General features: G+C 68.4%; 11 protein-coding genes. 7 read left to right on the forward strand and 4 right to left on the reverse strand.

Annotated elements, in window-relative coordinates:
- Positions 1-44: 44 nt before the first annotated feature.
- Positions 45-545, reverse strand: a complete 501-nt coding sequence (locus ASC55_RS08630) for an amino-acid N-acetyltransferase (protein ID WP_017829419.1) — start codon at positions 543-545, stop codon at positions 45-47.
- A gap of 98 nt (positions 546-643) precedes the next feature.
- A complete protein-coding gene (locus ASC55_RS08635) occupies positions 644-3178 on the reverse strand; it encodes an ATP-dependent Clp protease ATP-binding subunit (RefSeq protein ID WP_055865971.1) in 2535 nt (844 codons plus the stop codon).
- 218 nt (positions 3179-3396) lie between these two features.
- Here ASC55_RS08635 and ASC55_RS08640 point away from each other — a divergent pair, with 218 nt between their 5' ends.
- From ASC55_RS08640 to ASC55_RS08655, 4 genes are all read left to right on the forward strand, one after another.
- Positions 3397-4014 (forward strand): DUF2975 domain-containing protein, encoded by a 618-nt coding sequence (locus tag ASC55_RS08640; RefSeq protein WP_055865974.1) that lies wholly within the window; start codon positions 3397-3399, stop codon positions 4012-4014.
- A complete protein-coding gene (locus ASC55_RS08645) occupies positions 4014-4661 on the forward strand; it encodes a hypothetical protein (protein ID WP_055874455.1) in 648 nt (215 codons plus the stop codon). The genes ASC55_RS08640 and ASC55_RS08645 overlap by 1 nt, the downstream gene beginning before the upstream one ends.
- Positions 4658-4894 carry a helix-turn-helix domain-containing protein gene (locus ASC55_RS08650; RefSeq protein ID WP_017829424.1) on the forward strand — a complete coding sequence of 79 codons (237 nt, stop codon included), beginning with the start codon at positions 4658-4660 and terminating at the stop codon, positions 4892-4894. The genes ASC55_RS08645 and ASC55_RS08650 overlap by 4 nt, the downstream gene beginning before the upstream one ends.
- Before the next feature lie 142 nt (positions 4895-5036).
- Positions 5037-6461, forward strand: coding sequence for a dicarboxylate/amino acid:cation symporter (locus ASC55_RS08655; RefSeq protein ID WP_055874459.1), 1425 nt, complete (start codon positions 5037-5039; stop codon positions 6459-6461).
- A gap of 96 nt (positions 6462-6557) precedes the next feature.
- Here ASC55_RS08655 and ASC55_RS08660 read toward each other — a convergent pair whose 3' ends face one another.
- Positions 6558-8288, reverse strand: a complete 1731-nt coding sequence (locus tag ASC55_RS08660) for a cation:proton antiporter (RefSeq protein ID WP_055874462.1) — start codon at positions 8286-8288, stop codon at positions 6558-6560.
- 53 nt (positions 8289-8341) lie between these two features.
- Between ASC55_RS08660 and ASC55_RS08665 the strand changes: the two genes are divergently transcribed.
- Both ASC55_RS08665 and ASC55_RS08670 read left to right on the forward strand, forming a co-directional pair.
- The gene (locus tag ASC55_RS08665; protein ID WP_200935160.1) at positions 8342-9388 is read left to right on the forward strand and encodes an LLM class flavin-dependent oxidoreductase; all 1047 of its coding nucleotides are present in this window, start codon (positions 8342-8344) and stop codon (positions 9386-9388) included.
- A 125-nt stretch (positions 9389-9513) separates the two neighbouring features.
- Positions 9514-9723: a hypothetical protein gene (locus tag ASC55_RS08670; protein ID WP_055874468.1), complete on the forward strand. Its 210-nt coding sequence runs from the start codon at positions 9514-9516 to the stop codon at positions 9721-9723.
- Between the two features lie 45 nt (positions 9724-9768).
- Here ASC55_RS08670 and pheA read toward each other — a convergent pair whose 3' ends face one another.
- Positions 9769-10719 carry a prephenate dehydratase gene (pheA, locus tag ASC55_RS08675; RefSeq protein ID WP_017829431.1) on the reverse strand — a complete coding sequence of 317 codons (951 nt, stop codon included), beginning with the start codon at positions 10717-10719 and terminating at the stop codon, positions 9769-9771.
- Positions 10720-10798: 79 nt separating this feature from the next.
- On the opposite strand from pheA, the gene pgm reads away from it, so the two are divergent.
- A complete protein-coding gene (gene pgm / locus ASC55_RS08680) occupies positions 10799-12442 on the forward strand; it encodes a phosphoglucomutase (alpha-D-glucose-1,6-bisphosphate-dependent) (RefSeq protein ID WP_055874471.1) in 1644 nt (547 codons plus the stop codon).
- Positions 12443-12500 lie beyond the last annotated feature (58 nt).

Below are 12500 nucleotides of genomic sequence, written 5' to 3' on the forward strand. Positions count from 1 at the left end.
CCGCCCTCAGCCTGGGAGGCCCCACGGCACGGGCGGAGGCGGAGTCAGAGCACCTTGAGCATGCGGGTGTTGCCGAGCGTGTTCGGCTTGACGTGGGCGAGGTCGAGGAACTCCTCGACACCCGCGTCACCGCTGCGCAGCAGCTGCGAGTACACGTCGGAGTCGACCACCTGCTCACCGATCGGCGTGTAGCCCCGCCGGCCGAAGAAGTCGACCTCGAAGGTGAGGCAGAACAGGCGGGTCAGCCCGAGCGTGGCGGCGTTCTCCTCCAGGCGGTCCACGATCGCACGTCCGACGCCGTGGTGCAGCCAGTCGTCGCGCACCAGGAGGGTGCGCACCTCGCCGAGGTCTTCCCAGAACACGTGCAGGGCGCCGCATCCGATCAGCACCCCGTCGGCCTCCGCGACGACGAACTCCTGCACGGCGCCGTACAGCACCGCCAGGTCTTTGCCGAGCAGGATGCGCTGCTCCACGAGCGGCTGCAGCAGGTCACGGATGCCGACGATGTCGGCGCTCCGCGCCGGCCGGACGATGTACTCGCTCACATCACAAGCCTAGAACCCGTGACCCGGTGGCGCCTGTGCCGGACACAGGAAAGGGGCGGATGCCGCAGCATCCGCCCCTTCTCGTGATTCAACCGAGGTCACTCCCCGCTGGCGACCGCCAGGTCGGGGGTGCCGGAGATCGCGCCGCCGCCGGTGTTGACGCCGACCGCGACGGGGCCGCCGTCGCGCGGGCCGTGCTCGAACAGGAACTGCCCGTCCTTCGCATCGACCTTCACGTGGTCGCCGGAGTTGAGCTCGCCGTGCAGGATCTTCTCCGACAGACGGTCCTCGACCTCGTGCTGCATCGCGCGACGCAGCGGTCGGGCGCCGAGCGCCGGGTCGAATCCGATCTCGATGAGGCGCTCCTTGGCGGCCTGCGACAGCTCGATCGTCATGTCGCGGTCCAGCAGACGCTCGCCGAGGCGCTTGGTGAACAGATCGACGATCTGCACCAGCTCGCTCTTGGAGAGCTGCGGGAACACGATGATGTCGTCGACACGGTTCAGGAACTCGGGCTTGAAGTGCCGCTTGAGCTCTTCGTTCACCTTGCCCTTCATCCGGTCGTAGCTGGTCGAGTCGTTGCCCTCGATCTGGAAGCCCACGGGACCGCCGGCGATGTCGCGCGCACCGAGGTTGGTGGTCATGATGATGACCGTGTTCTTGAAGTCCACGATCCGACCCTGACCGTCGGTGAGACGACCCTCTTCGAGGATCTGCAGCAGCGAGTTGAAGATGTCAGGGTGGGCCTTCTCGATCTCGTCGAAGAGCACCACGCTGAAGGGCTTGCGCCGCACCTTCTCGGTGAGCTGGCCACCCTCTTCGAATCCGACGAATCCGGGAGGGGCACCGAACAGACGCGAGACGGTGTGCTTCTCACCGAACTCGCTCATGTCGAGCGAGATCAGCGCAGCCTCGTCGTCGAACAGGAACTCGGCGAGAGCCTTGGCGAGCTCGGTCTTTCCGACACCCGTGGGGCCGGCGAAGATGAACGAGCCGGAGGGGCGCTTCGGGTCCTTGAGACCGGCACGCTGACGACGGATCGTCTTGGAGAGGGCGGCGATCGCCTCTTCCTGACCGATGACGCGCTGGTGCAGGGCCTTCTCCATGAAGACGAGTCGGCTGGACTCCTCCTCCGTGAGCTTGAAGACGGGGATGCCGGTGGCCTGTGCGAGCACCTCGGCGATCAGCCCCTCGTCGACGACCGCGGAGGTCGCGACGTCGCCTGCACGCCACTGCTTCTCGAGACGCAGACGCTCGGCGAGGAGGCTCTTCTCCTCATCGCGCAGGGATGCGGCCTTCTCGAAGTCCTGCTCCTCGGAGGCGACCTCCTTCTGCTCACGCACGGCGGCGATCTTCTCGTCGAACTCGCGCAGCTCGGGCGGGCTCGACAGGATCGACAGACGCAGGCGTGCGCCGGCCTCGTCGATCAGGTCGATGGCCTTGTCCGGAAGGAACCGGTCGGAGACGTAGCGGTCGGCGAGGTTCGCCGCGGCCACGATAGCGCCGTCGGTGATCTGCACCTTGTGGTGCGCCTCGTAGCGGTCGCGGAGTCCCTTGAGGATGTTGATCGCGTGCGGCAGTGTCGGCTCGTTGACCTGCACCGGCTGGAAGCGACGCTCGAGCGCTGCATCCTTCTCGAAGTGCTTGCGGTACTCGTCGAGCGTGGTGGCACCGATCGTCTGCAGCTCGCCACGGGCGAGGAGCGGCTTCAGGATGCTGGCCGCGTCGATCGCGCCCTCAGCGGCACCCGCACCCACCAGGGTGTGGATCTCGTCGATGAAGACGATGATGTCGCCGCGCGTGCGGATCTCCTTGGTGACCTTCTTCAGGCGCTCCTCGAAGTCACCGCGGTAGCGGGACCCGGCGATGAGCGAGCCGAGGTCGAGCGAGTAGAGCTGCTTGTCCTTCAGCGTCTCGGGCACATCGCCCTTTACGATCGCCTGTGCCAGACCCTCGACGACGGCGGTCTTGCCGACGCCGGGCTCGCCGATCAGGACGGGGTTGTTCTTGGAACGGCGGGAGAGGATCTGCATGACCCGCTCCGCCTCCTTCTCGCGCCCGATGACCGGGTCGAGCTTGTTGTCACGCGCGGCCTGCGTGAGGTTGCGGCCGAACTGGTCGAGCACGGCGGAGCCGCCCTGGGCGCTGGCCTGCGAGTCGTTCGTCTGCGCACCGACGGAGGCCGGCTCACGGCCGGGAGCGCCGGAGAGCAGCTGGATGACCTGCTGGCGGACCTTGTTGAGGTCGGCGCCGAGCTTGACGAGCACCTGGGCGGCGACGCCCTCGCCCTCGCGGATGAGGCCGAGCAGGATGTGCTCGGTCCCGATGTAGTTGTGGCCGAGCTGCAGGGCCTCGCGGAGGCTGAGCTCGAGCACCTTCTTGGCGCGCGGGGTGAACGGGATGTGCCCGGTCGGCTGCTGCTGACCCTGGCCGATGATGTCCTGCACCTGCTCGCGCACGGCGTCGAGGGAGATGCCGAGGCTTTCGAGCGCCTTGGCGGCGACACCTTCGCCCTCGTGGATGAGACCGAGCAGGATGTGCTCGGTTCCGATGTAGTTGTGGTTGAGCATCTTCGCCTCTTCTTGGGCGAGGACGACCACTCGACGGGCTCGGTCCGTGAATCTCTCGAACATGCTGTGACTCCTTATTCGCACGGGGCGAAGACGCGTGAAGCGCTTGTACATCGAGAGTAACCACCACATCGGGCACGTATGCCCGTGTTCGCCGTGGGCATACCGGGGCTATGGCAGGCGGTGTGACGAGGTGTCGAAAGCGACGGGGATTGACGAGCTTATCGATTGTCGTTATCTTATCGTTTATCGCTAACAACGATCATCGATAAGGAGCGATCATGACCTCGACGAAACAGGGCACGCTGTCCCGCGGCGACGCCGCTGCACTCATCGCCTTCTGCATCGCCGGCGTGGCGATCGCGGCGTACATCACGGTCTTCTCGATCATCCGCATCGTCACCCTGCTCAGCGGCACGATGATCCCGGTGATGGTCGAGTTCGTGGATCAGCCGATCGAGGCTCCGCTCGGCGCAGGTGGTGCGAACATCACCCTCGAACTGGACAGGGCGATCCTCACCGCCCCGACCCTGCCGGGGATCGCGATCGGCGCGGGCGTCATCGGACAGCTCGCCCAGATCGTCGCGATCATCGTCGTGATCGGATGCCTGATGCTGCTGGCGCGCAGCATCCTGAGCGGCACGGTGTTCAGCCGACGCAACACGCGACTCGTGATGGTCGCCGGCATCGTCGGCCTGCTCGGCTTCGCGGCCGTGCGGTTCTTCGACAACATGCTGGCCAACGCCGCCGTCTCCGCGGTCACCGAGAACGCTGTCGACAATGCGGTGATCAGCATCGAGCCGTTCACCTTCATCCTGGCCGCGTTCATCATCTCGGTCATCGGCACCACGTTCGTGATCGGCGATCGACTGCAGCGCGAGACGGAAGGATTGGTCTGATGACCATGACGAAGACGACTTCCCCGGCCACCCGCTCCGAGACCGCGGACGCCATCACCGTGATCCTCTACGCGGCTGCGGCGCTCGTCACCGTCGCATTCGCCACGATCCTGCGCGTCGCCAGCACCTTCCGCGAAACGGGGATCGCCTGGACGGTCCCCATCGACCAGCAGCCGATCTCCGCCACAACCGACTCCGGTGCCATCTCGATCGAGGGGTTCGCGGACGAGGCGATGGTCATCGCCGACGGGGTGAACGCGGCCTCGGTCACGGCCATCATCGCCGCCATCGCGCTGTGGGCTCTCGCGGCCGTCGCGGTCATCGCTGCGGTGACGCTGGTCGCCTGGAACTTCCTCCGCGGACGCTTCTTCGTCCGTCCGAACGCGCGAGCCTTCGATGTGATCGGCTGGACGCTCGTCGGCGCTCCGATCCTGATCGTGATGCTCGAGACGATGGGCCGCAACGGCGTCACCTCCGCTCTCGGCATCGGCGACGGGGAACCGGTGCATCCGATCGAGTTCTGGAGCGTCGCGCCGATCTTCGCCACCGGGGTGACGGTGGGCCTGATCGCGGTGGCATTCCGCCGCGGCATCCGGCTGCAGAACGAGAAGCTCGCGCTCGAGAAGGACACGGAGGGACTGGTATGACCCCGGCCGAGAGCGACGACGAGTTCACCGGCATCCACTGCCGACTCGACGAGCTGCTCGCCGACCGCGGGATGACGCTCACCGAGCTGAGCGCCGCGGTGGGGGTGAGCATCGTGAATCTGTCGGTGCTGAAGAACGACCGGGCCCGCGCCATCCGCTACTCGACCTTGCGGGCGATCTGCGAGGCGCTCGACTGCGAGGTCGGCGACCTGCTGGTGCTCGCACCGCGCTGACGGGGATCCCCAGCCGGCCACCGAACGGATCCGGGCTCGCGCGTCATCCTTCGTCATATCCACCCAGGGAATTCTCAGGCAGCCATAGCGTTGGGCCTCATGGCGCGTACTCGGCGCGTCGCGATTCTGGAGTCCCCACCTCATGAGCACCACCGCACGCGCCCAGAAGGCGCCTGACACCCGCGGGCCGGTCCGGAAGCTGCTGACCTCGTTCGGCTTCCAGATCCTCGCAGCCCTCGTCCTCGGCATCGCCGCCGGTCTGATCGGCCGCCAGCTCGGCGCCACCGCTGAGAACCCGACAGGGCTGTCGGCCACGCTCGACACCATCGGCAACTCGTACGTGACGCTGCTGCGCGCCGCCGTCGTGCCGCTGATCTTCACGGCCATCGTCGCCAGCATCTCGAACCTGCGCCGCGTGCAGAACGCCGCGCGCCTCGCCGGCCAGACGATCCTGTGGTTCGCGATCACCGCGTTCATCGCCGTGATCATCGGCATCGTGCTCGGCCTCGTGATCCAGCCCGGCAACCGCGCCGGCGAAGGCCTCGAGCCCGGTGACCCGTACACCGTGGGCACCTGGTGGAACTTCCTGCTGGGCCTCATCCCGCAGAACTTCCTCGGCCTCACCGTCAACACCTCGCCCGGTGCCGTCGAGGGGACCTTCTCGTCGAGCGTCGGCTTCAACATCCTGCAGGTGATCGTGGTCGCCGCCGTCGTCGGCATCGCCGCTCTCAAGGCCGGCAAGAAGGCCGAGCCGTTCCTCGTCTTCACCGAGTCGCTGCTCAAGGTCATCCAGCGCGTGCTGTGGTGGATCATCCGCATCGCCCCGCTCGGCACGTTCGGCCTCATCGGCTCGGCCGTGATCAAGTACGGCTGGGAGAAGCTGGCCTCCCTCGGCTGGTTCGCCGCCGCGGTCTACATCGGGCTCGCACTCGTACTGTTCGTGGTCTACCCGATCCTGGTGCGCACCCACGGCCTGTCGATCAAGCAGTACTTCTCGGGCGTGTGGCCGGCGGTGCAGCTGGCCTTCGTCAGCCGCTCCTCGATCGGAACGCTGCCCCTCACCGAGCGCATCACCGAGCGCAACCTCGGCGTGCCCCGCTCCTACGCGTCGTTCGCCGTGCCTCTGGGCGCCACCACCAAGATGGACGGCTGTGCCGCGATCTACCCGGCCATCGCCGCGATCTTCGTCGCGCAGTTCTTCGGCATCGAGCTGAACTTCGTGCAGTACCTGCTGATCGTGATCGTCTCGGTCGTCGGCTCCGCTGCGACTGCCGGCACCACCGGTGCTGTGGTGATGCTCACGCTGACGCTGTCGACCCTGGGCCTGCCGCTCGAGGGCGTGGGACTGCTGCTCGCGATCGACCCGATCCTCGACATGGGCCGCACCGCGGTCAACGTGGCGGGCCAGGCGCTGATCCCGACGATCGTCGCCAAGCGCGAGGGAATCCTGAACGAAGAGCTCTACAACGCGCCGCGCGAGGGGCTGCCTTTCGCCGACGACTCCGGTGACGACGACGCCCCCGAGGCGGATGCGTCCACCGACAAGGAGCCGGTCAGCGCCCGCTGACCTCACCCCGCGACGCCAGAGCGCCTCGTCCCTGCATGGGGCGAGGCGCTCTGCCGTTCAACGATTCAAGAGTGCGGGGAGGCGGGGTACGGGGAATCAGGCCCGGCTCTGCTGGCGGGTGGCTCCACGGGTGTCGAGCGCGAGCTCCTCGGCATCCATCGCGGCGATCAGCTCGCGCATGACCTCTTCGTCGAGGTTGCCCGCATCCCGCTCGGCGAGGAGGATCTCGCGACGCACCTGCAGCCAGCCCTTCGACAGCGTGACGAGGTCTTCATAGGAGGGCCGGCTCGCGGCGTCCTCCACCTTCTGCGCCTCGTCAGTGTCCCTCTCGACCCGGGTCATGCGCTTGGTGAAGGCGTCGAAGACGCGGAGGTCGACCTCGCCGTACTTGGCCTCCCACTCGATGCGCTTCTCGGCGAGGTACTTCTTCCCGGCCTCGCGGCTCTTCGCGCGGACCTCGGCGAGGGCTGCCTCGTCCTCCTCCTCATCCACGTCGCTGGCGATGCCGAGACCGCGGATCAGCATCGGCAGCGTCAGCCCCTGGATCAGCAGCGTGCCCACCGTGACGATGAACGCCACCACGACGATCGCGTGCGAGGCCTCGGTGTCGAGGGTCGCGAGGTCGGCGGCCGCCACCGCGATCGCCAGCGTCACCACTCCGCGCATTCCCGCCCAGGAGATGACGGCGCTGTCCTTCCAGGTGAGCTGGAGCCCTGCCATCTGCTCGCGCACGATGTGACTGCGCAGTTCGTCGGCGGTGTACTTCGCCCAGCGCCTGGACCTGCGGTGCCGCTTGTCGAACTCCCCGGATTCGACACCGCGATCCCAGCGTTCGAGACGTTTGCGATCCTGGAAGTTCGACCACGCACTCGTCGGGTAGATGAAGAGGGGCCGCACGATGACGACGACGAGCAGAACCGCCCCGGAGAGCAGCAGGATCTGCCCGACCGATTCACTCCCGAGGTCGCTGAGCACGCGCGGGAACTGGAGGCCGATGTACGCGAACACGAAGCTCTCCAGCAGCAGATCGGCCGAGAGCCACAGCGGCTTCTCCTGCTGACGCGTCGTGTAGTCGGTGCGCGGCGAGTTGTAGCCGACGTAGAGCCCCATCGCCACGACGGCGAGCACTCCCGATCCGAGCAGATGCTCGGCGATCGCGTAGGCCCCGAACGGCGCGAGGAGCCCGAACGTGCCGATCACGACCGGATCGCTGATGCGCATGCGCAGCTGGTGCAGGACGATGCCGAACACGAGGCCCACGGCCACGCCGACGCCGACCGCGAGGAGGAACTGCCCGATGCCGCCCAGCACGGAGACGGTGGCGCCGGCGAGGATCGCGGCGAAGACCCGGTACAGCGTGAGCGAGGTCGCATCGTTGATCAGGCTCTCTCCTGAGAGCACCGTCATGATGCGGCGGGGCAATCCGAGTCGGCGGCCGATCGCCGCGGCGGACACCGCGTCCGGCGGGGCCACGATCGCACCGAGGAGCAGCGCGCCGGGAAGGGTGAGGGAGGGCAGGATCCACCACGCGACGAAGCCGACGGCGAGTGCCGTGAGCAGCACCAGCCAGATGCCGAGGCGGCGGATCTGCGGCAGGCTCCGTTTGAATCCGACGAACGACACGTCCAGCGCCGCCGAGTACAGCAGCGGCGGCAGTACCAGGCTGAGGAGGAGGTGCCCGTCGATGTCGAGTTCCGGCACGAACGGCAGGAAGGATGCGGCGAGCGCCACGACCGTCACGAGCAGCGGTGCCGGCCATCCGCGCCAGCGCGCGAACGCGGCGACGGCGACCGACCCGACGAGGACGTAGAAGATGCCTGCTTCCATGCCCCCACGGTAGCGGGGGAATGGAGCCGCACAGGCCCGCGTTGTGGTCCATGATGTCCGATACAGCTCTCTCCGTCCTCGACCTCGTTCCGGTGCGCACCGGCCAGACCAGCGCCGAGGCCATCGCCGCCTCGCTCGCCCTCACGGAGACCGCCGAGCGCCTCGGCTATCGCCGCTACTGGTTCGCCGAGCACCACAACATGCCCTCGGTGGCATCCACCACTCCTCCCGTGCTGATCGCCGCTGCGGCCACCCGCACCTCGCGTCTGCGCCTGGGCTCTGGCGGCGTGATGCTGCCCAACCACGCACCGCTCATCGTGGCCGAGCAGTTCGCCGCCCTCGAGGCGATCGCGCCAGGACGCATCGACCTGGGCCTCGGCCGTGCACCGGGCAGCGATCCGGTGATCACGCAGCTGCTGCGCGGCTCCGGAACCACCAGCGACGTGGAGCAGTTCCCGCGTCATGTGCAGGACATCGCCGCACTGCTCTCGGGCGACGGCGCCACCGTGCGCTTCACCTCCGGCGGCGAGTACACGGTGCGTGCGACACCGGCCGCGACCGGCACCCCCGAGGTGTGGCTGCTCGGGTCGAGCGACTACTCCGCGCAGCTCGCCGCCTCGCACGGACTGCCCTACGTCTTCGCGAACCACTTCTCGGGGCAGGGTCTCGAGCGCGCGCTGGATCTCTACCGCACCGGCTACCGCCCGAGCGAGGAGCACCCGGAGCCGCGCACGTTCCTGACCGTGAACGCCGTCGCCGCCCCCACCCAGGAGGAGGCGGTGGCCCGTGCACTCCCCCAGCTGCGGATGATGGCGCGCCTGCGCCTGAACCAGCCCCTCGCCGCCCTCGAGACCGTCGAGCAGGCGGCGGCCGCCGTGACCGACGCCGCGACCGACGAGGTCGTGCAGGCCGCCCGCTCGCGGTGGTTCGTCGGCACGGGCGAAAGCGTCGCGGCCGAGGTGCGCGCCTTCGCCGACCGCTACGGCGTCGACGAGGTCATGCTGTCTCCTGTCGCGGGTGCCTACGACGCCGAGCCGAACGATGTCCCGACCGGCCGCGCGCAGACGCTGGAGCTCATCGCCGCCGCCCTGCACCGCTGATGTCGAGCGCCTGTCAACCCCTGGCATTCCCGGCGGCACAGGCGTAGCGTCACGAACAGTGCCGTCGACAGGGGCGCGGCCCCTTCGGCGAACGCACTCTCGGCAGCAGCAGAAGGAGTTCGACGATGAGCACGACCAAGACTCTCGCCCTCTGGGTCGCCTACGGCCGCAACGGCGTCGTCGGCAGCATCCGCCACGACGAAGACGGCTACATGGTCACGATGGTCGGATCCGACGCGGCCACGGGCACGTACCCGAGCCTCGCCTCGGCGAAGGGTGCCCTGCACTCCCATATGGCCCCTGGCAGCGACTGGCCGCGTTTCCAGGAGCACTGAGACACCCGACGCCCCGGCCGCACCGGGCGGCGGGGGCGGGCGGCGTCAGGCCTCCGGCTCGCCGGAGAGGATGCCGCGCAGCCAATCGCGCGCCTCGACGAACACGTCGTCCGAGTAGCGGTCCGGGTACTGCACGATCTGCCGGTCCGCGCGCGGATACGAGCCGAGGAAGACGACACGCGGGCTGAAGCGGCGGATGCCGAGCAGCGCGTCGGCCATGCGTTCGTGCTCGATGTGGCCGTCGGCGTCGATCACGAACCGATAGCGGCCGAGTTCGTCACCGATGGGCCGCGACTCGATGAGCGACAGGTTGATGCCGCGGGTGGAGAACTGCTCGAGCATCTCGAGGAGCGAACCCGGGTGGTCGTGCGGGAGCTCGACGATCAGGGAGGTCTTGTCGGCGCCGGTCGGCTCGGGCGAGCGGGTCGTGCGGGTGACCAGGACGAAGCGGGTCACGGCCTGCGCGTTGTCGCCGATGCCCTCTGCCAGGACGTCGACGTCGTAGTGATTCACGATGCCGGGGGCGGCGATCGCGGCTTGCGCTGCCAGCGTGCCGTCGAGGACGCCGATCGCGGACGCGACGTTGCTCGATGCGGGCACGTGCGAGTGCGACGGCAGGTTCGCGCCGAGCCAGCCATGGCACTGGGCGTAGGCCACCGGATGCGCCGCGATCACCTCGACCTGATCGAGGGTCGTCCCCCGAGGGGCCACCAGCACGAAGTTCACCCGCACCAGGTACTCGCCGATGATGCGGAGCCCTGGGAGCGTCGCGAGAGCATCCTGCGTGGTGGAGACACCGCCCTCGATCGAGTTCTCGATCGCGATCATCGCGGCGTCGCTGCGGCCCTCGAGCACGTCGGCGAGAGCCTCACCCACGTTGTGCACGGGGCGCCAGTCCTGGCCGCGGGCCTCGGCCACCTGGTCGAGCGCCGCCTCCGTGAAGGTTCCGGCAGGGCCGAGATAGCTGTAGGTGCGGCGTTCAGTCACGGGTTTCACCTTAGCCCTCGGCGGGCCGACCGCTCTTCCTGGTGACTTCTCGGATGCGATCGGGCCGATCAGGGGGCAGACTGAGGGGATGACCAGCCGTGCCGGCCTCCCTGCGGAGGAAAGTGACCTGATCGACGTCGATGAACTGATCGCCGCCTACTACGACCGCACACCGAACCCCGAGGTCGCGGCCGAACGGGTCGTCTTCGGCACCAGCGGCCATCGCGGATCCTCGCTGTCGAACAGCTTCAACGAGAACCACATCCTCGCCACGACGCAGGCGATCGTGGACTACCGCGATGCGCAGGGCATCACCGGTCCGCTCTTCCTCGGCCGCGACACCCACGCGCTGTCGCTTCCCGCCGAGCGCAGTGCGATCGAGGTGCTGCTCGCGAACGGCATCGACGTGCGCGTCGACTCCCGCGACTCGTGGGTGCCCACGCCGGCGCTCAGCCACGCGATCCTCACGTACAACCGCGGCAAGGCGGCCGACGACCCCAGCCGCGCAGACGGGATCGTCGTCACCCCCTCGCACAACCCCCCGCGCGACGGCGGCTTCAAGTACAACCCGCCGCACGGCGGACCCGCCGACACCGACGCCACGGGCTGGATCGCCGACCGCGCGAACGCCCTCATCGCCGCCAGCCTCGAGGGTGTGAAGCTGGAGCGCTTCGCCGACATCGACTGGGATTCCCTCACCGGCTACGACTTCCGCGACGCCTACGTGCGCGACCTGCCGTCGATCATCGACATCGACGCCATCCGCTCTGCCGGTGTCAGCATCGGCGCCGACCCGCTCGGTGGAGCCTCCGTCGAGTACTGGGCGCTGATCGCGGAGATGCACGACCTCGACCTCACGGTCGTGAACCCCGAGGTCGACCCGACCTGGCGCTTCATGACCCTGGACTGGGACGAGAAGATCCGGATGGATCCGTCGTCGCCTTCCGCGATGGCCTCGCTGGTGGCGAAGAAGGGCTCCTACGACGTCCTCACCGGCAACGACGCCGACGCCGACCGGCACGGCATCGTGACCCCTGACGCGGGGCTGATGAACCCGAACCACTATCTCGCCGTCGCCATCGACTACCTCTTCTCGCACCGCGAGGGCTGGCCGCGCGACGCCGCGATCGGCAAGACGCTGGTGTCGTCGATGATCATCGACCGCGTGGCCGAATCGCTCGGCCGGCGCCTGCTGGAGGTGCCGGTCGGATTCAAGTGGTTCGTTCCCGGACTCCTCGACGGGTCGGTCGCGTTCGGCGGCGAGGAGTCGGCCGGCGCCTCGTTCCTCCGCAAGGACGGCTCGGTCTGGTCGACCGACAAGGACGGCATCCTGCTGTGCCTGCTGGCCGCCGAGATCATCGCCGTCACCGGCAAGACCCCGTCGGAGCGGTATCGCGAGCTGGAGACCGCTTTCGGCGCCTCGGCCTATCAGCGCGTCGACGCTCCGGCCACGCCGGAGCAGAAGGCCACCCTCGGCAAGCTCGCCCCCGAAGCCGTGACGGCAACCACGCTCGCCGGTGAGGACATCACCGCGAAGCTCTCGCATGCGCCCGGCAACGGCGCGGCGATCGGCGGGCTCAAGGTGCAGACCGAGCACGCCTGGTTCGCCGCCCGCCCGTCGGGTACCGAAGACGTCTACAAGCTCTACGCCGAGAGCCTGCGCGGCCCCGACCACCTCGCCGAGGTGCAGGCGGAGGCACGTGCCGTGGTGTCGGCCGCGCTGGGCGGCTGACCCCTCCCGCGCAGCGAGCGACGACCCCGGCCGCGCGTGGCCGGGGTCTCCGGCAGGA

The sequence above is a fragment of the Microbacterium sp. Root322 genome, assembly GCF_001425645.1.
GTDB lineage: Bacteria > Actinomycetota > Actinomycetes > Actinomycetales > Microbacteriaceae > Microbacterium > Microbacterium maritypicum.

What these genes read in the sequence shown, in the direction of transcription:
- ASC55_RS08660 (WP_055874462.1), bottom strand. Translation starts at nt 8,288, where the DNA reads ATGGAAGCAGGCATCTTCTACGTCCTCGTCGGGTCGGTCGCCGTCGCC.
- ASC55_RS08650 (WP_017829424.1), top strand. Translation starts at nt 4,658, where the DNA reads ATGACCCCGGCCGAGAGCGACGACGAGTTCACCGGCATCCACTGCCGA.
- ASC55_RS08670 (WP_055874468.1), top strand. Translation starts at nt 9,514, where the DNA reads ATGAGCACGACCAAGACTCTCGCCCTCTGGGTCGCCTACGGCCGCAAC.
- ASC55_RS08665 (WP_200935160.1), top strand. Translation starts at nt 8,342, where the DNA reads ATGTCCGATACAGCTCTCTCCGTCCTCGACCTCGTTCCGGTGCGCACC.
- ASC55_RS08655 (WP_055874459.1), top strand. Translation starts at nt 5,037, where the DNA reads ATGAGCACCACCGCACGCGCCCAGAAGGCGCCTGACACCCGCGGGCCG.
- ASC55_RS08640 (WP_055865974.1), top strand. Translation starts at nt 3,397, where the DNA reads ATGACCTCGACGAAACAGGGCACGCTGTCCCGCGGCGACGCCGCTGCA.
- pgm (WP_055874471.1), top strand. Translation starts at nt 10,799, where the DNA reads ATGACCAGCCGTGCCGGCCTCCCTGCGGAGGAAAGTGACCTGATCGAC.
- ASC55_RS08635 (WP_055865971.1), bottom strand. Translation starts at nt 3,178, where the DNA reads ATGTTCGAGAGATTCACGGACCGAGCCCGTCGAGTGGTCGTCCTCGCC.
- ASC55_RS08645 (WP_055874455.1), top strand. Translation starts at nt 4,014, where the DNA reads ATGACCATGACGAAGACGACTTCCCCGGCCACCCGCTCCGAGACCGCG.